Annotated in this window: 22 protein-coding genes and 1 pseudogene; 15 read left to right on the top strand and 8 right to left on the bottom strand. The window is 30.5% G+C overall.

Features of this window, described 5'->3' with window-relative positions:
* The 6 genes from ilvN to COB47_RS02210 all read right to left on the bottom strand — a co-directional run bounded on the left by ilvN (position 1) and on the right by COB47_RS02210 (position 4,941).
* The gene (ilvN, locus tag COB47_RS02230; RefSeq protein ID WP_013289783.1) at positions 1 to 513 is read right to left on the bottom strand and encodes an acetolactate synthase small subunit; all 513 of its coding nucleotides are present in this window, start codon (positions 511 to 513) and stop codon (positions 1 to 3) included.
* A gap of 52 nt (positions 514 to 565) precedes the next feature.
* Positions 566 to 2,176, bottom strand: coding sequence for a biosynthetic-type acetolactate synthase large subunit (ilvB, locus tag COB47_RS02225; protein WP_013289782.1), 1,611 nt, complete (start codon positions 2,174 to 2,176; stop codon positions 566 to 568).
* The gene (locus COB47_RS12100; RefSeq protein WP_148217793.1) at positions 2,124 to 2,303 is read right to left on the bottom strand and encodes a hypothetical protein; all 180 of its coding nucleotides are present in this window, start codon (positions 2,301 to 2,303) and stop codon (positions 2,124 to 2,126) included. The genes ilvB and COB47_RS12100 overlap by 53 nt, the downstream gene beginning before the upstream one ends.
* A 101-nt stretch (positions 2,304 to 2,404) precedes the next feature.
* Complete coding sequence (locus COB47_RS02220; RefSeq protein ID WP_013289781.1) at positions 2,405 to 3,205, bottom strand: SDR family NAD(P)-dependent oxidoreductase; 801 nt, start codon at positions 3,203 to 3,205, stop codon at positions 2,405 to 2,407.
* Positions 3,206 to 3,279: 74 nt separating this feature from the next.
* Entirely contained in the window at positions 3,280 to 4,071 is a 792-nt protein-coding gene (locus COB47_RS02215) for an MBL fold metallo-hydrolase (RefSeq protein ID WP_013289780.1), read from the bottom strand.
* A gap of 54 nt (positions 4,072 to 4,125) precedes the next feature.
* A complete protein-coding gene (locus tag COB47_RS02210) occupies positions 4,126 to 4,941 on the bottom strand; it encodes an amidohydrolase family protein (protein ID WP_013289779.1) in 816 nt (271 codons plus the stop codon).
* A gap of 266 nt (positions 4,942 to 5,207) precedes the next feature.
* Between COB47_RS02210 and COB47_RS12350 the strand changes: the two genes are divergently transcribed.
* The 5 genes from COB47_RS12350 (at position 5,208) to COB47_RS12490 (ending at position 7,160) form a co-directional block, all read left to right on the top strand.
* Entirely contained in the window at positions 5,208 to 5,618 is a 411-nt protein-coding gene (locus COB47_RS12350; RefSeq protein WP_193343286.1) for a hypothetical protein, read from the top strand.
* Positions 5,594 to 6,136, top strand: coding sequence for a M23 family metallopeptidase (locus COB47_RS02200; protein WP_307189132.1), 543 nt, complete (start codon positions 5,594 to 5,596; stop codon positions 6,134 to 6,136). The genes COB47_RS12350 and COB47_RS02200 overlap by 25 nt, the downstream gene beginning before the upstream one ends.
* Positions 6,133 to 6,321, top strand: coding sequence for a hypothetical protein (locus COB47_RS12500; protein WP_237698979.1), 189 nt, complete (start codon positions 6,133 to 6,135; stop codon positions 6,319 to 6,321). Before COB47_RS02200 ends, COB47_RS12500 begins: the two co-directional genes overlap by 4 nt.
* Before the next feature lie 194 nt (positions 6,322 to 6,515).
* Complete coding sequence (locus COB47_RS12495) at positions 6,516 to 6,743, top strand: hypothetical protein (RefSeq protein WP_237698978.1); 228 nt, start codon at positions 6,516 to 6,518, stop codon at positions 6,741 to 6,743.
* A gap of 252 nt (positions 6,744 to 6,995) precedes the next feature.
* The gene (locus COB47_RS12490) at positions 6,996 to 7,160 is read left to right on the top strand and encodes a hypothetical protein (protein ID WP_237698976.1); all 165 of its coding nucleotides are present in this window, start codon (positions 6,996 to 6,998) and stop codon (positions 7,158 to 7,160) included.
* Between the two features lie 355 nt (positions 7,161 to 7,515).
* On the opposite strand, the pseudogene COB47_RS02185 reads toward COB47_RS12490, so the two are convergent.
* Positions 7,516 to 8,455: pseudogene (locus COB47_RS02185) on the bottom strand (transposase).
* A 278-nt stretch (positions 8,456 to 8,733) separates the two neighbouring features.
* Here COB47_RS02185 and COB47_RS12485 point away from each other — a divergent pair.
* From COB47_RS12485 to COB47_RS02135, 10 genes are all read left to right on the top strand, one after another.
* The gene (locus tag COB47_RS12485; RefSeq protein WP_237698975.1) at positions 8,734 to 9,330 is read left to right on the top strand and encodes a hypothetical protein; all 597 of its coding nucleotides are present in this window, start codon (positions 8,734 to 8,736) and stop codon (positions 9,328 to 9,330) included.
* Positions 9,331 to 9,379: 49 nt separating this feature from the next.
* A complete protein-coding gene (locus COB47_RS11790; RefSeq protein WP_049770044.1) occupies positions 9,380 to 9,727 on the top strand; it encodes a hypothetical protein in 348 nt (115 codons plus the stop codon).
* A 20-nt stretch (positions 9,728 to 9,747) separates the two neighbouring features.
* Positions 9,748 to 9,960: a hypothetical protein gene (locus COB47_RS12480; RefSeq protein WP_237698974.1), complete on the top strand. Its 213-nt coding sequence runs from the start codon at positions 9,748 to 9,750 to the stop codon at positions 9,958 to 9,960.
* A 26-nt stretch (positions 9,961 to 9,986) separates the two neighbouring features.
* Positions 9,987 to 10,478: a hypothetical protein gene (locus COB47_RS02170; protein ID WP_237698973.1), complete on the top strand. Its 492-nt coding sequence runs from the start codon at positions 9,987 to 9,989 to the stop codon at positions 10,476 to 10,478.
* A 310-nt stretch (positions 10,479 to 10,788) separates the two neighbouring features.
* Positions 10,789 to 11,586 (top strand): hypothetical protein, encoded by a 798-nt coding sequence (locus tag COB47_RS02165; RefSeq protein WP_013289778.1) that lies wholly within the window; start codon positions 10,789 to 10,791, stop codon positions 11,584 to 11,586.
* A 658-nt stretch (positions 11,587 to 12,244) separates the two neighbouring features.
* On the top strand, positions 12,245 to 13,798 hold the full coding sequence (locus COB47_RS02155) for a hypothetical protein (protein WP_013289777.1): 1,554 nt from the start codon (positions 12,245 to 12,247) through the stop codon (positions 13,796 to 13,798).
* A gap of 102 nt (positions 13,799 to 13,900) precedes the next feature.
* Positions 13,901 to 14,512, top strand: a complete 612-nt coding sequence (locus tag COB47_RS02150; protein WP_013289776.1) for a hypothetical protein — start codon at positions 13,901 to 13,903, stop codon at positions 14,510 to 14,512.
* A 373-nt stretch (positions 14,513 to 14,885) separates the two neighbouring features.
* Complete coding sequence (locus tag COB47_RS02145) at positions 14,886 to 15,503, top strand: hypothetical protein (RefSeq protein ID WP_013289775.1); 618 nt, start codon at positions 14,886 to 14,888, stop codon at positions 15,501 to 15,503.
* A gap of 52 nt (positions 15,504 to 15,555) precedes the next feature.
* On the top strand, positions 15,556 to 16,161 hold the full coding sequence (locus COB47_RS02140) for a hypothetical protein (RefSeq protein ID WP_013289774.1): 606 nt from the start codon (positions 15,556 to 15,558) through the stop codon (positions 16,159 to 16,161).
* A 164-nt stretch (positions 16,162 to 16,325) separates the two neighbouring features.
* Complete coding sequence (locus tag COB47_RS02135; protein WP_013289773.1) at positions 16,326 to 16,820, top strand: ferritin-like domain-containing protein; 495 nt, start codon at positions 16,326 to 16,328, stop codon at positions 16,818 to 16,820.
* 93 nt (positions 16,821 to 16,913) lie between these two features.
* On the opposite strand, the gene COB47_RS02130 is transcribed toward COB47_RS02135, so the two are convergent.
* A complete protein-coding gene (locus tag COB47_RS02130; protein WP_013289772.1) occupies positions 16,914 to 17,900 on the bottom strand; it encodes a hypothetical protein in 987 nt (328 codons plus the stop codon).
* Between the last annotated feature and the right edge of the window lie 288 nt (positions 17,901 to 18,188).

The following is an 18,188-nucleotide window of genomic DNA, read 5'->3' as shown; positions in this document are numbered from 1 at the left end:
TTACTCATCCTCCTCAGACTTAGATTTTGTTATTACTTTGTTTCCTCTCTCTATAGCAATAAGTCCTGTACGGACTACCTCGCGAATACCATATTGTTTCAAAAGCTCAATTAAAGCTTCAATCTTGTCTTCATCACCTGAAATCTCAATTGTAAGCGTTTCTTTTGATACATCTACAATGTTTGCTCTAAAAATCTCTGTTATTTGAATAATGTCTGAACGCGTTTGAGAATTAGCATTAACCTTTATAAGCGCAAGTTCCCTTTCAACAGCCTCTTTCGGGTTTAGCTTTTTAATTTTTATCACATCAATAAGTTTATTAAGCTGTTTTGTCACCTGCTCAACAATATAGTCATCTCCATTTACGACAATTGTCATGCGCGATATGGCAGGGTCTTCTGTTACGCCAACAGCAAGGCTGTCTATGTTAAAACCTCTTCTTGAAAAAAGTCCTGCAACGCGGGACAGTACACCCGGGTGGTTCTCAACCAAAACTGAAAGTGTATACTTCACCTTCTTGCATCCCCCTATCACCAAAAATTTTTATCTAAGCTCACTCAAATCCTTAAGGTATAGTCGGCTCATCAGGGTCTGTTACAACCTCAAGCAAAAATGGTCCTTTATAACTCTTCATAACCGAAATAGCTTCTTTTAACTTTTCCTTGCTTTCAAGCCTCATACCTTCAATTCCATATGCCTTTGCCAATATCATAAAGTCAGGGTTACCATCCAGGCATGTTGCTATAAATCTGCCTGTGCATCTTCTCTTCTGAAGTTCATATACCATTCCAAGCCTTGTGTTGTTGAACAGAACAATTTTAACCGGCACCTGTTCTCTTTTTATTGTTGCAAGCTCTTGCATAAGCATCTGAAAACTTCCATCCCCGGTTATTGCAATAACCTCATCATCTGGACTTCCAAACTTCGCACCAATCGCTGCTGGAACACCATATCCCATTGTTCCAAGTCCACCTGATGTAATAAAAGTTCCCGGTCTTTTTATATACAAATGGTGTGCCGCCCATATCTGGTGCTGACCAACATCTGTTGTGATTATATATTCTCCATCATACTGAGTTGAAATTTCACGAAGTACATCATAGGGATGAAGTTTTCCATCGTCTGGCAGAATTTTCTTCTGCGCCTTTATCTCAGCAGCCCAGAATTCTTCTCTTTCTGAAATCCTCTTGTTTATTTCTGAAAGAACATACTTTGCATCGCCAACAATTGGGATATTAGTATCAACATTTTTACCAATCTCAGCAGGGTCAATATCTATATGGATAATTTTCATATTGTCAGTAATCTTTGTATCACCTAACGCTCTGTCTGCAAGCCGTGCTCCAACCACAATTAAAAGGTCTGCCTGTCTCAAAGCAAGATTTGCTTCTCTCTGCCCGTGTGAACCAATCATACCAAGATAGTATGGATGATTTGTCGAAATAGCTCCAATCCCCATTAAAGTTGAAATAACTGGAATCTTTTGCTTTTCAACCAGTATTCTTAATTCTTCAGAAGCCTTTGAAGCAATCACACCGCCACCACTGCATATAACCGGTTTTTTGGCAGCTTCTATAGCTTCTACCGCCCTTTTTATTTGTAAAGGATGCCCCTTTTCCCTCGGCTTGTAACCCGGTATCTCAATTTCTCTCGGAATTTCAAATTCAATCTCCTGCATCTGAACATCTATGGGGACATCTACTAAAACAGGTCCTCTTCTTCCTGTTGAAGCTATATAAAAAGCTTCCTTTAATACTCTTACAATTTTTTTAGGATCTTTCACAAGATAATTATGCTTGGTAAAAGGAGCTGTCGCTCCAGTAATGTCCACTTCTTGAAACACATCTTTTCCAATTAAACTTGAATTTACCTGACCTGTAATTGCCACTATAGGAACTGAATCCATATATGCAGTTGCGATACCAGTTATAAGATTTGTAGCACCAGGCCCAGAGGTTGCAACGCACACACCTACTTTTCCTGTTGTACGTGCATATCCGCTCGCCTCATGAACTGCTGCCTGTTCTGTTCTCACAAGGACATGCTTTATATCAGAGCTATAGAGTGCATCATAAAATGGATAAATTGCAGCGCCAGGAATACCAAAGATTATCTCTACACCTTCACTTTTTAAAACCTCTACCATTGCCCGTGCTACCGTCATCTTTACCTTCATCAAAACCACCCTTTATATATGAAAAGTCCGACCATGCTACCCTTCTTGTCGGACGTAATTTCTTTAAATCTTGCAGCCTTGAGAAGAAATTTTGAATTATTTTAGCATGTATTTTTATTTGTGTCAAGGAAATTGTGTGCCCCTACAGTAATGCGCTATCTTTTTAAATGCTAATTAGCGCTAATTTCTTAGTTGAAAACTGAGTGCAAAAATAATTTTTAATTTTAATTATTCCTGTTTTTTTGCAAATGCTTTCTCAACCACCCTGTCAGAAAGCCTTGGAAAAAGCCGTGTGAAAAGAATAAATAGATAATCTTTTTTTGATGTGTAAATTTCTATTTTTCCCTTCTCAATTCCCCTTATAATTCTTTTTGCTGCAATCTCAGGCAAAAGTCTGGAAAGCCTCACTTCATTTTCAGGATAAGGCTTACCCAAAGCATTTTTTCTAAAGTCTGTTGAAATTGAACCCGGATATGCACACAAAACAGAAATCCCATCTTTTTTAAGCTCAAGTCTTGCAGCATCAGCTAAGGTTGATAGAGCAGCTTTTGAAGCCGTATAACCTGCGGTAAATGGAACAGGTCTTTTAACACCGAGCGAACAAATATTTACAATCGTACCTTTACCTTGTCTTTTAAAAAATGATATTCCATACTGCATCATGTAAAAAGCACCAAAAAAGTTGGTATCAAATACCTTTCTAAGATCAAGCTCATCTATTTCTTCAACCTCACATCTCAAACCAACACCTGCGTTGTTAATTAATAAATCTGCTGTTTTCAGCTCATCTTCTACAGTTTTAAAAATATATTTACAATCTTTCTTAACAGTTACATCAGCCTTTATTAAAAAGAGATTTTCAGCAAAACTTACAAGCTCATTTTTAAGCCCTTTTAATGACTCTTCTGACCTTGAAATAGCAACAACTTTCGCACCTTTTTCAAGCAAAATCTTTGTTATTGCCTTCCCCAAACCTGATGTTGCCCCTGTGATGATAACTGTCTTGTTTAGCCAAAAATTTGCTTTCATGTTGGATTTTCACCCTTTTAGAATAAGTTAAATTTATGAAGACTTCATTGAATTAGTATTTAGCATAATACATTTTAGCATATTTCAATCTCATCTCCTACACCACAAATCTTAAGCTTATTTGGAAGATTGCCTGCAAAATAAATTAATGTCTCTATACCAGAACAGTGAAGAGGTACAAGTTTATAGATTTTCTTTTCCCTGAAAAACTGACAAAGCCTTTGCAAATCATCTTGTCGAAAGTCTTTTGAATGAAAACCACCAATAACTGCAAAGATGTTCTGAGAAAAATATTTTTCTACTTTTTCTATAATATTCTCAATTCCATTGTGACTGCAGCCAACAATCACAGCAATTTTCCCATCTTCCTTTATCACCAGCGACTGTTCTTCTAAAAACAAATCACTTTGAAACCGATCATCTTTGAGAATATAAAACTCATCAGATTCCTTACCTGAGGTAACATTCACCATAAAAATACCATCAAATATCTCATAGACATCTTTATCGACAATCTTAAACTTTGACATATCAAGCTTTTCAAAATTTTCACCTATAAATTTATACTCGCCTTCTCTTTTTGCAAACTTTTTTTCGAAAAACCCTGTGTGCACCCAAATAGGACAACTTGTTTTTTCAATAAGAAATTTAAGTCCGCCTGTGTGATCATAATGAGCATGGCTAAGGACCACAGCATCAAAATCAAAACCCACACCCATTTTCTCAATGTTTTTCAAAATAGCATTTGTTTGCCCACAATCAAACAAAATCTTTTTCCCATCCTTTTCAATAAAAAGCGAAAGACCATGTTCTGCTAAATACCCACCTTTAAATGTCCAGTTGTTAATAAGTATTTTGACTCTCAATTTTCAAAACCCCTCTTTCTAATTTGCCATTGGTATTGTTAACGCAAAAAATTATTAGTTTGTTCTATGAACAATTTTAACTTTAAGTAGCTGTTGTGCATTTTTCCATAAAATCTTTTCTTTTTCTTCTTCAGAAAGTCTTAAGCTATTTACATACTCAACTTCTCTTTTCTGATCCTTCCAGGGAGAGTCTGTTGCAAATAAAATCTTATCTATACCATGTTTTCTGAAAATCTCTTCGAAATTTTGTATTTGAACCTCACCAAAGAAAAAGGATGTATCAAGATACACATCTTTACCTATCAAACACTCAAGCGTTTCATCAAAAAACCTATATCCACCCATATGCGCTGCAACAATCTTTGCACCTGAAAAATCTTTCAAAACTCTTTGAAGCCTTTCTGGTGTGCAGTGGTAGGGAGGCATATAAGCCGGGTCAACTCCACTGTGAAAAAGTATAATCATATCGTTTTTTGCAATAGCATCATAAATGGGGTACATCTTTTTATCATCTACAAAAAAATCCTGATAATCAGGATGAAATTTTATTCCGGCAAAACCGTTTTCTTTTAACCACCTTATTTCCTCTTCCCACATATCAAACTCAGGGTGAACTGTGCCAAAACAAATTATGTCGTTGTGTTCTTCCATCACAGACAATGCCCATCTGTTAATAGTCATTGTTTGCTGAGGTTTTGTTGCAATGGGCAGAACTACACATATGTCAATTCCAGCTATTTTGCTGGATTCTTTCAAACCTCTCAAAGTCCCATCATGATAATATGGCATACCAGAGTTTTGGGAAAGTTTTGACATTGCTCTTGGTGCCAAATCATCTGGAAAACAGTGGGTATGGAAGTCTATAATCATACTCTCCTATTCTCCTTTTTTCTTTTCTGAATTTTTCACTTAATTATTGCAAGTATTTTTCATTTTCAGGTGGCTGGAGTGAAAATTTTTTAAACTTATCTCTTAGTTATAATATTTTACCATAGTTTTCTTATCATTTCTTCACAAAAAAATTTTGTTCATTATCAAACTTTATATTTAAAATTGTCAATTGACTTTTTAGTGTTTGCTGGGTTAAACTTTTATAACAAGCAAAAAATAGATGAAAATAGGGGGTTATGAGGAAAATGAAAAGTATTGAATTTGCTTCTAACAATTTTAATTTGATTTTTAAAAATAGCTCTTACCTTCAAAACCTGTCAGCCCAAAAAAGTACTGAAGAGCAAATTCCAAAAAGCTATTTTTCTCATTCAAATCAAAACACAGCACAAAACAACTCTAAAATTTCGCCTGCCTATGTTTATGAAAAAGGTTCTTCTGCTAATGAGTTCTATGGTAAAATAGTCTATGAAAAATATAGTTCAAATCACTCTTTGCCGTCTTCAAAAAGTGGCAGTTCTATTCAAGATCTAAATAATAGCAGCAAAATTCTAAATTCAAGTAGTTCAGTTGAAAAAACTAAAACCAATGAAACAAAAAAACTAATCCAAGTAAAGAATTCTGGGAGCAGCGTATTGACAAATGGATATTCCCTTTAGAGTCTAAAAACTTAATCGTAGCTGAACCCACAAAAGAAGGAAGACAATTCGGTGCTCCTCGAGATAAAAGTAGAACTCATGCAGGAGTTGATCTTTTAGTTGGTTATTATGATGAAAATAAACGCAAGTTTATTGGTAAAGAAAATGTAGAAGTATTAGCAATGACTAATGGAACAGTCACTGCTATTTATGAATTCTATCCGGGAACAATGGCAATAGAAGTAAAAAACGATGATGGTTCTGTTATCAGATATGGTGAAATTAAACCAAATGTTAAAGTTGGAGATAAAGTGAAGCAAGGACAGGTTATAGGTAAAATTATACGTAATAGTAAAGGTGGTGATGCAATGCTTCATTTAGAAGTTTATAAAGGTGACAGTAGTGGATCGCTTACTCAAAAAAACAACAAAACATACAAATATGTTCCAGAGGCAAATTATGAACGCAGAAGCGATTTAATAAATCCAATGGATGTGTTAAGATTAAAAACAAAGAGTGAAAAGGAGATTAAAAAATGAGGAAAAAAATATTTGTTTTTTATTCAATTTTTGTTGGAATAATAATTATTGCAATGGGAATGTTTTTAATCTTTAAAGATGACCTTTTTGTTTTTAAAAATAACAAATCCATCTATACAAGAGAGGAGCCAGTTTTGTTAGAATTAAAAGATGAATTTACAAAGGGAGAATTGATAAAAAAATAGGAAAACCTAAAAAGGTTAAGAAAGAATGGTGGGGTGCTTATGGTGATTATGGGGAATATTGTTACTATGATTGGGGTAGCCTTTGGTTAGCACCAGGTGTTAAAAAGAATTCATTTTATATAATATACGCAGAGATTAACAAGAGAGGAATAAAAGGACCGAGAGGAATTGAAGTCGGAGATAGTTATAAAAGAGTGATAAATAAATTTAGATATAGTCCAGAAAAAATTGGTGGCAAAGAATACCTATACTATATCAAGCCAAAAACAAAAGATAATATCACACAATTTGGTTGCATAACCTATAATGAAAAAGGTGAAATTCACAGCATTTATTATCAAGACAGTCCCTATTATGAAATTGAATTTAAAATATCAAAAGGTAGAGTAAAGCAAATTGTGGCATATCATCATGATAATTAGAGGTGAAATATTTGAAAGCCAGAAAAAGAATTATTGTACTAATACCAATCATGATTTTAATTTTGCAATGCACCTTATTTTAAGCAATGATAAAAATGAAAAAATCTAAAAAGGCTATTACGATTACAGTGGTAAAAAAGGAAGTAAAGATATAACTTTGTTGGCTTTCCAGACGAAGAAGTAGTAAAATTCGCTACTAACATTCAAAAATATTTAATAAAAAACGACAAGAAAGCACTTGCAAAACTGATAGTGTACCCAATTGATGTTAAAATTGATGGTAAAAAGAAAAGTATAAAAAATGAAAAAGAGTTTATCAATAATTTTGACAAGATATTTAATGGCAATTTAAAAAAAGCAATTATCAATGCTGACCCTTTGTTTATGTTTGTAAATCAGTACGAAGCTATGTCGTAAGAAAATGGATATGATATCTGGTTTACAGGAGTACAAAAGAAGGACAAAAAGTATTACTTGCTTGATTTATACTATTAATAACTGATTATATTTTTGATTTGGAAATGAGCTACATCGATTTTTATTAATTGAACCCCTTAAGATGTGACTCTTTTTATTTGATTTATAAAGCCTATCTTCAAGAATTAACCCAATTTTTGCTTTATCCTTACATATTATTTTTGTCACTCTTATTAGACAATACTAACAATTCTAAAAGTATGACTTTATTAAATCTGACTATTGCGTTTTTTTGCTAATATTAATAGGTTGTTGAATAAAAATTATTACCAACAATACATAAAATGAGCAAAAGTTATTGATTCCATTCATATGCGAAAGAAAACTTCTTACCTTCTACTTTTCTGAGAAGTTGCTCAAACAAAAAAGTAATTAGTATCCAATCAATATACCTTTTATAATTCTTAAACCCCCTGACCCTTACATTCTCAAGATTATATTCACCTTTTAATTTACTAAATAGTCTTTCAATCTTTGTTCTATGCTTGTATAGCTTTTTGCCCTCTTCAGTTTCTAAAAATCTTATGTTATTTCTTCTAAAAACATTCTTAACATTGTTTTTATCTTTCATGTTTCTTCTGTTTATCCCGGCAACAAATTTAACTTTAAGCTCATTTGCTATATTAAACCATCTGCTACAATCGTATCCCGCATCTGCTAATACAATCTCACAGCCAAAGCCCCATGCTTCTTGCCAAAAGCTCTTCTTGTCTTGAGTCATGTTCATTTGCCCCTGTTAAAATCCAGAAAAGTGGTATTACTTCTTCTTTACCTGTACACAAAAGATGTAATTTGTATCCCCTGTAAAATCCTATTGTAATATGTATACCTACTTTTGCTTCTGAATCATTTTTGGCACTTTTCAAAGGTGTAGAATCTACTATCGCTATACCAATATCAGGTTCTATTTCAGCTATTAGTATCTCTCTTATATCTTGCATGTATTCTTCTTCTATTTTCCTTGACAACTTTGCAAAATATGAATAGTCCGGACTTTCTTCCATACCTATTGCTCTTTTAAACTCTGTGTCTTGATTTATTCGATATTCTAATTCTCTAAAACTCTTTATCCCCTTCTTAACTTTGTAAACCAGACAAGCTATTATTTGAAACAAATTAAATTTCCTTGGGCGTCCTCTTCTATTGTGCTTTATTCTCCTTGTCAGAGCTTCAGCAACCTTTTTCACTACAAAAAGTAGCTTTAAAAATTTCTTATTTTGTGCTTTAATATTCATGAGTATATTTTTCCCCCTTGTGTTTTGTGGTTGTTTTCTCTTAAATTAAATTATAACACAAGGGGCTTTTTTTCATTTGTTACTATGTTTACTTTATATGGTTATTTCTTTTATTCAACAACCTCATATTTTACCATAGTTTTCTTATCATTTCTTCACAAAAAAATTTTGTTCATTATCAAACTTTATATTTAAAATGTCAATTGACTTTTTAGTGTTTGCTGGGTTAAACTTTTATAACAAGCAAAAAATAGATGAAAATAGGGGTTATGAGGAAAATGAAAAGTATTGAATTTGCTTCTAACAATTTTAATTTGATTTTTAAAAATAGCTCTTACCTTCAAAACCTGTCAGCCCAAAAAAGTACTGAAGAGCAAATTCCAAAAAGCTATTTTTCTCATTCAAATCAAAACACAGCACAAAACAACTCTAAAATTTCGCCTGCCTATGTTTATGAAAAAGGTTCTTCTGCTAATGAGTTCTATGGTAAAATAGTCTGTGAAAAAACTCAAAGTAAAATCTGTGTACTTCAACAACAAGAAAATTCAATAAAAGCCATGAGTAACAATGTAACAAATAGCACATCTAAAAAAATAATCTCAGCCTTAACTATCCCATCTACTTTTAGAAAATTAGAAAATACTGTAAAAGATATTGACAAAAAAATTTCAGAACATTTAAAGAAAACAGAAATAAATGTTATAAGAAAAGACCTGAAGGCAGGGTTAGAAGCTTTAAGAGCAGTAAAAGGTAATGAGTTGAAATATGCAATAAACTTTTTAGAGCATTCTTTGCAAGATAAGCCTTCTGATATAAAAATTACAAATGAAAAGAGTGAATTGACTCAAAAAATAAAAAATAACATAGATTTATAAAAAAGCAAGGGAAAAGGTTATTTCAGTAGCTGAAAAATTACTTCCTACAATGAAAGTTGGGGAAGAAAAAGGGAAAGATCAAAATGGAGAATTTTTAAAAGTAACATTTTCTAAGGAGCAAGATTTAGATCTCTTTTTGGCAATAAACAATGCTAATCTGTATTTTAAAAAAGAGAGTGAAAATACTATAAGTATATGGCTTCACGATACCTATAACTTTGATAATAAAACCAAAAAACAAAGTTCAATAGAACAAATACCAGATCTATTAAAAGGAAAAATTAGCTTTGGAGAATGGTTAAATGAATTTGGAGAAGATTTGCAGCATATGGGGGTTGTCAAACCATACGAAATTTTTATCAAAATAGAAACAGTCAAAGTCAACATTCTTTTATAAACAAAGAAGGGAGTAATACTATGCGGGGAATAGGTAAAAAATTTTTGATAATATGTTTAATAATTGTTTTATGGATAATAGGGTTTTTAATTTTTATTATTGGTTCAACAGTATTTTTGATTTATGTTGTGCCTCACGAACCACCAAAGTATGTAAAAAACCGTGCGGAGTGGATTAGGTTGTATAAAATATTTGATACAGAGTTTCCTGAGCCAATAGAAGAAAAAAAATAGCCAAGTGTGAATTTGTAATCTTTGACTTGTTAATTTTCGATAAAAAAGACAAACGTAAATTAGAAAAGCTAACATCGAACTGGGTTTATGTTAAAGATAATAAAATACCAGAAAACACATACAGTAAAATACAAAATGACCCGGACAATGTATCTGGTAAAGTAAAAGAAAATATTGAAACTATTATATGGTATGCTAACCTTTTTTCTTTAGGTAAACACAAACTCCCTGATGACTGGAAACCACTTTTCTTTGATATTGAAGGAAAACGTGTATATGAAATTGGAGGTACAATCTTGAATGAAAAATTAGCTCAGAATATGCTCATAGAAATGAAAGAAGAATATAAGTTTTATAGATATTACAAAGCAACAAGGACTGGAACAAAAGCACTTTCTCTTTATTTTGTATATATTCCAAAAACTAATCATTTATATGTATTAGATGATGGTTACCATACTGAAAGGGTAGATTATATTAAAGAGAATTTACAGGAGTTACAAAATGAAAATAAATGAACTATGTCTTTAAAAGTTTGTTGAAAACAAAGAGTTAAAAAAGATGCAAAAACTTAGGGAAAAATATAGTTTAACATTTAAATGCTTATAGTTCTACTTATGGCCGTGATGTTTCTTATCATTCTCAGATTGTTCATGACAGAACAAGTGCAAATGGCATATATGATATATTAGTTGCACAGCATACTTCTAACGATTATAATGTTACCTTATATAATTACCTTTTTTATAATTGTCCTAAAGAAAATTGGATTATTCTCTATAAAATAAGTACTAATTAAAATTTTTTAAAGTAGAAAGGAGAATAGTAATGAATAAAAGAAACAAATTATTAATTTCTCTTTTCATAATATCTTTTCTTTTGTTATCAGTAGTGTGTATAAAATTCTATTTTTCGAATAATAATGCTTCTTTAACTAAGACTAATTCAAATCTTGTATACGCAAATATTGAAACAAGCAAAAATAGTAATGAACAAATTCAAAATTCATTAGATGAAAACCTCAAAAAAAGTTTTGAAGTTCTTTTAAAAACAGAAGATGTCAGACTAAATTACAATGTTCCTCCTGAAATTTTGACTCTTGATTATGAAAAATACTTCTCAGATGAAAAAGCCAAATATCTCTATAAGTTTATAAAAGATAACTTTTATAGTATTTATACAGATATGTACATTAAGCTTGATTATGAAACAAAGCAAAAATTCAAAAAGGGTTATGAAGAATACTTAAAAGAATATCAAAATAACATATTTAATATAGAAAAATATGCTCAATATAAAATTGATAAAGTTGCTATTTACTATTACGAAAAATTCCTTAAAGATTTAATTAAAAATCCTTCCGATTGGCAAAATATTTGGAAAGAATTTAGAACAATAGTCATTGAACATAAAGCAAGAAGTTTGCTTGTTAAGTTTGAACCAGATGTTAAAAAGAACATATTTTTCTCAACTCCTGAAGGTAAAGCATTAACCAAACAAAACAATTTAACAGAAGAAGCTATAGAGAAAGAGAGAGAAGAATACCAAAAGATATTAGAAGAAAAGAAAAAAGAAGTGGCACAAGAGCTTGATAAATGGGCAAAACAAAACGGAATTGTCGAATAAACTTCCAATTTCTGAGAATAAGAAATTATAAATATACTCAAGGGCTGTCCAAAAAGTTGATTGGATAGCCTTTCACTTTATTTTCCTCTATCCTTTCTCTATACTCTTATTTAACAATATTAGACTCATAACTTTGTGTAACTTGACTATTGCGTTTTTTTTTGCTAATATTAAAGTAAATAATTAACTTGAGAGGTGATTTCATCATATAAAACTTTTGCATTCTAATTCAACAATCTTATTCTTATTATTCTATTTTCAAATATACCAAAGAGTCGAGGGGTGATTTACTAAGGATTTCTAACAGATTAAAAACTATAAAAGCACAAAGTAAAACTTTATAGCATTCTATATTGCTATGGCATTTATAGGTTAAGTTATACAGAAATATAGAAGAAAAAACTTAAAGTTAAAACTCTTTCTATAGCAGCGAAAAAGTTTATGCAGAAAATACAAAAATTGGTTATTGTCTATGCTGAAAAGTTCTTTGGCATCTTCGGCTTTCTTAAGTTCATTCTGTTGTATGTGCCATGCGGTGCAGAAGTGAAACAGCATTTATATCCGATTCTGATCAAAATACAATGTAAGAAAGGAATTGTTGTTAAAATTGTGAATTGCAGTTATATAAATAATTAACTTGAGTAGGAGGAGGAGTATTATGATAGTTAGAAATAAAATAATTACTAAAATACTAGCAGTATTGATGATAATATCTTTTTCTCTTATTTCGAGTGCCTTTAATATTAAAGCGTATGCTGAAAACAATGAATTGATTGTTGATAATGGTATTTTAAGAGGAATACAATATAAAGGTGGAAATTTTGTTAAAGTTGATTCCGAAAATCAACTGGATTCTAAATTGATAATTAAAAAAATGCAAATAAAAAATGATGAGCTTATTTTAGAAGCTGTAATAGAAAATAAAAATATGCAAAATTTAATTCAAGCAACTGGAAAAATATATTATTCTCAAAACATGATGTTGAAGAAAACAAGATCTCTAACAGTATTATTTAACAATGAAGGAGATTACAAAATATTATCATTTATAATTGAAAATAACGCCAATGAAGGACTTCTTCTTCCTGTAAATAGAAAACTTAAAAATAAAACTGTGGCTAAAATAGCAGTATTGTGCACAAAAACAAATGATATTTTCTACTTTGAAGATGTTTTCCCCAACATAAATAAATTATCAAGGCTATATACTCTTGCTAAAGAGCCAGCTGAAACTTATAATAAAGATGAAATTGATAAATCAGGTATAGAAATTGGCAAAACAAACATTGACGATGCTGACAAAGTAGGTTTTTCTGAAAATTGGTTTATGCCTTTTATCGCAAACAGTAATACTTCCCAGCTTGAAGAAACCAAAGATGTTAGCCTTAAGGAATCTCAAATTGTTAGTCTCACAACAACATCTCCAGTACCTGGTGTTCCCGTGAGTGACTTTATTACTCTTGGTAAGAAAGTATATAATGATAATGACAATTACGGTTACTACAAAAATACTGTGGAATGGCCAGTAGGAAGCGGAAATAGACTTACAACTTTATTGAAATGGGGATATACATGTAATAAGCCAAATACAATTACTGCTTCAGCTTCAAGAGGCACAGGCTCTGCACAGTTTAATATCCTAACCGAAGCTCAATATATTTATCTTGCATATAATGGTTCAATTCAATTATTTGATAATAGTTCCTATTTAAGAATAAGAAATTTATATATGCAAGTAGGAATTGGGTCTGGAAATACCGATATATTTTCTAAAATTACAAAACAGGCAAGCTGTAGTTCTGGAACATTAAATATTTCTTGGAGTTCATTGATTGGACTGTTGCCGTTTGGAGATACTTTTAGTAATGCAGTTAGTTTTTTTAGTGCAATTGAGTATAAAGTAGAAAATAGTTCAGCTGGTACTACTACCTATCCTATAACAGTAAACGGTCAACTACTACAATATGGAAAAGTTGTTAGAGGGCATAAGGCTACTATAGGCTCAAACGATTACTTATATACAGAAGGGCAACAATTACTCTTAGAATATGAAGTTTGTGTACCTTTGGATAAACCAAGAGTTTCAGGAAATCGTGTATTTCACAATGGATTTTATTTTGAAATATATTCACGCCATCCAGTTTGGTTAACATATAGTGTATTAGAAGCAACTGTAAATAAAACAGTTACAAACAATTATTATGTTCAATAATGTTAAAGCATATAATACGAACGTACTGCATAAGCCATGAATTATGCAGTACGTCCATATATTTTTTTATTTTTTTCGATATATTGAGAGAGGTGAAAATGCATGAAGAGAAAATTAATTTATATCCATATAGCTTTCTTGATTATAATCGCTTTGATTTTATCTATTTTCTATAAAAATTACTCAGTAATAAAGATGCGTTATATTAACGCTTTTAATGATATAAAAGTTACGGCTTTTAATGAAATAGCTGAAGTCGCATATTGTACAAAGTATATAATAGATAATTTTGATAAAGACGGGTTTTCTATGGAAAATATATCGTATTTAGAGCTTAAAGTAAAATTTGTTTTTTTAGCTATAGATGCACTTATGTTTGCACGTATTGATTCTTTTGAGATAGATAATTATGGTACTAAATTAATCTCAATGTACAATACATTTTCTCTTTTTGATAGATTTTTGACAAAAGTTATTGAACATATCAAAGATGGAGGCAAGCCTTTTAATTTATTTGACAACAATGATAACAAGTTTTTAATAAAAACTAAAAAAGATATATATAACGAGTTTTTATTTTATCACGACCTTTTTTCAAAATTAGACTTACACGTAACAAAGTCTTCTACAGGTACTGAGTTATTTAATAAGATTATTAAAACCTGGGATATTGAAAAGGCAAACAAAATAGTATACCCTTCTGAAAGAAATTAAAAAGAACTTTTAGCTTGCAACAGTTTATGTAAAAAAATATTAACTAAAATTATCTTAAACATTAAACTCTTCTTAGGGCTGCTATGTTTATGGAAACAATAAGCAGTCATTATTTTTATGATTTATTTTAAGGTTTCTAATACAAGCTTTTGGGTATAAATATCTTTGAGAAAAATTTTATAAAAAGGAAAGACTTTGTGATGAGCAAAAAAATGCAGGAATAACACCATTGATTATCACAAGTAATGTAAAGGTAAATAATGTAGATACTATTATTGTAAATTGTAAATAGTTCTACAAAACTTAAAATTTTAGATGAAGCTCAATATGTCTACCTTGCATATAGAGGTATTTTGAAATAGGAGGAGAATGGATGAAGAGAAAAATCATTTTTAACCATATAGTTTTCTTGATTATAATAGCATCAATTTTTTTCATTCTCTTTAAAAATTACTCAAAAGAAATAAATTACCTCAATAAGGCTTTGAATAATCTGAAAGCAGAAGCCTTTTTAAAAATACGAGATATTTCATGGAATTCTGCACCGGATGATATAATATCTAATAGAAACAGTATTATTCTGGAACGCATTTTGTATTTGAAATCTGAAGCAGAATGCATGTCGTTTATTATATCTGCTTTGGAGTATATAGATACCGATTCAAATAATGTTCCTTACTACAAGGCAAAATTACATTCAATGTATTCTACATTTTCTAATTTTGTAACATTTTTGAGTAAAGTTTATGATTATATTAAAGATGGAGAAAAACCTTTTAATTTACCTAATGACAAAGATACTAAATTCATAATAAAAACTAAAAAAGACATTTATAATGAATTGCTGTTGTATCATGATTTTTTTTCAAAATTAGATACAAACGTAATAGGACCTATTTATGGTAATGAGGTATTTAATAAAATTATTGAAAAATGGAGCATTGAAAAGGCAGATAAAATAATATACCCTTCTAAAAGAATTCAAAAATAAATAATTAGCTTGTGAAACTTTTGCAAAAATTTAAATACCAGGAGGAAGATGAATGAAAAGAAAAATTATTTATATTCATATAATTTTTCTGATTATAATGGTGTTAATTTTGTCTTTTCTATATAAAAATTATTCAATAAGAAGAATATCTTTTGAAAAGGCTTCGGAGAATTTAAAAGTTAAGTTACTTTCAGAAATACAAAGTGCTGTTAAACTAACAGATTATATAATATCTAATTTCGATAAAGATGGTTTTTCTGAGGAAAACATATTGCTTTTAGAATATAAATCTAAGGTTATCTATGAATCTATTAGACACATCTTGTCTGCTGTAGAAATTGATAAAGACAATGATTATTTTATAAGAATACGTTCAATAGAGAATACATTTGAAATTTTATTTGTATTTTTAAATAATGTTTACAATTACTATATTAAAGATGGAGGAACTCATTTTAATCTACCTAACAGCAACAAAATAGTAATAAAGTCCAAAAAAAATATTTATAATGAATTACTCTTGTATCATGACCTCTTTTCAAAATTAGATATTACCAATAAAGAAAATTATAAAGGTATTGAATTGTTCAATAAAATCATTGAAAAATGGGATACTAAAAAGGCAGAGTTAATAATATATCCCGATGAAAGAACTTAGTAACAACTATTATTTTTTCAGCAGTCTATTCTAAATTGTTTTTCTACACTGTAGATATTACATTTAAACAATTTTCGTTTTTATGATTTTTTTAGTTTTCAATCTTTCGAATTTGGGTATAAATATTTTTGAAAGTAAAATTTTATAAAAGGAGAGACCTTGTAATGAGCAAAAAGATTGAGAACATACTGAGATTTGGAATGAAGATGGAGAAAAATGCGCAAGACTTTTATTCTTTCTATGCAAATAATCTGCAAGATGAAGGGCTAAAGAAACTTTTCGAAGAGTTTGTAAAAATTGAGCAAGAACATTATAAGTATCTTGAGAATATTCTAAAAAGTCTGGACAGTCAAGAACCACCAATTTCAATCTCATGGGTTGTAGATGACCAGAACAAAATGGTAGACCCGCACATATTAGTTGATAACTCAGTGATTTTGGAAACTGACTTTTCAGACCTTACAATTTTAAGGCTTGCATACCTGATTGAGGGTGACTTTGCCGCATTTTACAAACATGCTGCTGAAAAGGTTGAAGATAGCAATGTAAAAGGTTTGCTTCTACATCTTGCAAAGTGGGAAGAGGAGCATGAAAAATATTTCAAAGAAAGGTATCATAGCCTTATGAAAAAAGAGTGGAAAGAAATTGATTTGTTCTAAAAAAGACCTACAAAAAGCAGTAAGGGAGCAGTCTTTATTATATTTTTCAGACAGCTCCCTTTAAATATTTGTTTGGATTTTTTGAACATAGTTTTACTTTTGTCTATTTCTAACATGTTTGTAGAATAGATGCTGGTAAGAAAATTTCCACTTTGAGCATATAACAACAATAGCAGTCATGATTAGCAAGGATATAGCAATCATGACATTCTGAGTTCTTTCTTTTTTGGTAGCAATAAAGTATAATGTCTTTGATGGGTCTTCCCCACCCATCATTATCTTTTCAGGTGCTTCTCTCATCAATCTACTTCTTTCTTCTATAGCGTTTAAAATTTGAACTGGTATTTCATTTAATGCATCTTTTATTATGCCAAAATCCCATATATGATTTTCGTAACCTTTTGCACCAGCACACCACCAATTTCCATCACCTGATACTGCGTATAATGTCATTTCTTCAATATTGACAATTTTTACATCGCTCTTTATGCCCCGCTGTGCCAAATATTTTTCCAAATTATTCACTGCATTACCCAATGAATCATCACCTAACACTCCAGTATTTACTATATAATTGTTCATTTTACTATCCCACTCGATAAGAAGATGTCCAACAGGTACATTATCATAATACACAATTCTTGCCCATCCCTTGTCTACAAATTCAGTATTAAGAACATCTCTCCATGAGTCAAACTTCAAATTTTTTATTTTATTTTTTACCTCATCTCTTACAATATGATATGGACGCCCATTTTTAGCTATTTTAACTTCAGTTGGGATATGAAATACCCTGTAATATTCATACTCTTTGCTCAACTTGAATTTTTCAATGTTATACGGTCCATTTATATTTGTTATTTCATTTAACGATTGCAGCGCAGGTGAGTCTTTTGTACAATTTTTAATAAGAGAACTGATATAAAGATTGAGCCATGACTCGGCTAAATACTGCCTTCTGAGTATATTAATTTCATCATTATGTTCGATTGAATAGCTTGCTCCAGTAGCTGAAAATGTCGTAAAGAAAAGCAACAAAAAGGTCATTACAAAACCAATATATACCTTATTCTTTTTCATTTTATTTCACCCTCGTTTTTTAATCCTATTTCATTTAAGAACCTTTAATTATAATTTATAACTGCTGTTTTAAATTTCAATTCACAATATTGTTTTTTTTGCAATATTTTGCACTCAATCTTGCATTATTTTGTCTTGCCAAAGATAAAAATTTACCTTGGACTGTTTTCTGTTTTTAAATTAAACCAATTACTACATTTTTTGCACTCTAATTACACACTTAAAAAACAAACATAAATCCGAAGGGAAAAGTCACATGAAATGACTGTTGTGAACTGATTCAAAGTT

Origin of the sequence: Caldicellulosiruptor obsidiansis OB47, assembly GCF_000145215.1 — a bacterium.
In the GTDB taxonomy this organism is placed as follows: Bacteria; Bacillota; Thermoanaerobacteria; order Caldicellulosiruptorales; family Caldicellulosiruptoraceae; genus Caldicellulosiruptor; species Caldicellulosiruptor obsidiansis.
Note: the sequence above shows the minus strand (reverse complement) of the source record. Positions and strands in the feature narration are given on the sequence as shown.

Bases quoted from the DNA above. Each gene is read 5' to 3' on its own strand.
- COB47_RS12485 (WP_237698975.1), top strand. From the start codon at position 8,734: ATGAAAAGTATTGAATTTGCTTCTAACAATTTTAATTTGATTTTTAAA.
- COB47_RS02135 (WP_013289773.1), top strand. From the start codon at position 16,326: ATGAGCAAAAAGATTGAGAACATACTGAGATTTGGAATGAAGATGGAG.
- COB47_RS11790 (WP_049770044.1), top strand. From the start codon at position 9,380: ATGAAAGTTGGGGAAGAAAAAGGGAAAGATCAAAATGGAGAATTTTTA.
- COB47_RS12350 (WP_193343286.1), top strand. From the start codon at position 5,208: ATGAAAAGTATTGAATTTGCTTCTAACAATTTTAATTTGATTTTTAAA.
- COB47_RS02140 (WP_013289774.1), top strand. From the start codon at position 15,556: ATGAAAAGAAAAATTATTTATATTCATATAATTTTTCTGATTATAATG.
- COB47_RS12500 (WP_237698979.1), top strand. From the start codon at position 6,133: ATGAGGAAAAAAATATTTGTTTTTTATTCAATTTTTGTTGGAATAATA.
- ilvB (WP_013289782.1), bottom strand. From the start codon at position 2,176: ATGAAGGTAAAGATGACGGTAGCACGGGCAATGGTAGAGGTTTTAAAA.
- COB47_RS02145 (WP_013289775.1), top strand. From the start codon at position 14,886: ATGAAGAGAAAAATCATTTTTAACCATATAGTTTTCTTGATTATAATA.
- COB47_RS02130 (WP_013289772.1), bottom strand. From the start codon at position 17,900: ATGAAAAAGAATAAGGTATATATTGGTTTTGTAATGACCTTTTTGTTG.
- COB47_RS02150 (WP_013289776.1), top strand. From the start codon at position 13,901: ATGAAGAGAAAATTAATTTATATCCATATAGCTTTCTTGATTATAATC.
- COB47_RS02210 (WP_013289779.1), bottom strand. From the start codon at position 4,941: ATGATTATAGACTTCCATACCCACTGTTTTCCAGATGATTTGGCACCA.
- COB47_RS12480 (WP_237698974.1), top strand. From the start codon at position 9,748: ATGCGGGGAATAGGTAAAAAATTTTTGATAATATGTTTAATAATTGTT.
- COB47_RS02155 (WP_013289777.1), top strand. From the start codon at position 12,245: ATGATAGTTAGAAATAAAATAATTACTAAAATACTAGCAGTATTGATG.
- COB47_RS02220 (WP_013289781.1), bottom strand. From the start codon at position 3,205: ATGAAAGCAAATTTTTGGCTAAACAAGACAGTTATCATCACAGGGGCA.
- COB47_RS02165 (WP_013289778.1), top strand. From the start codon at position 10,789: ATGAATAAAAGAAACAAATTATTAATTTCTCTTTTCATAATATCTTTT.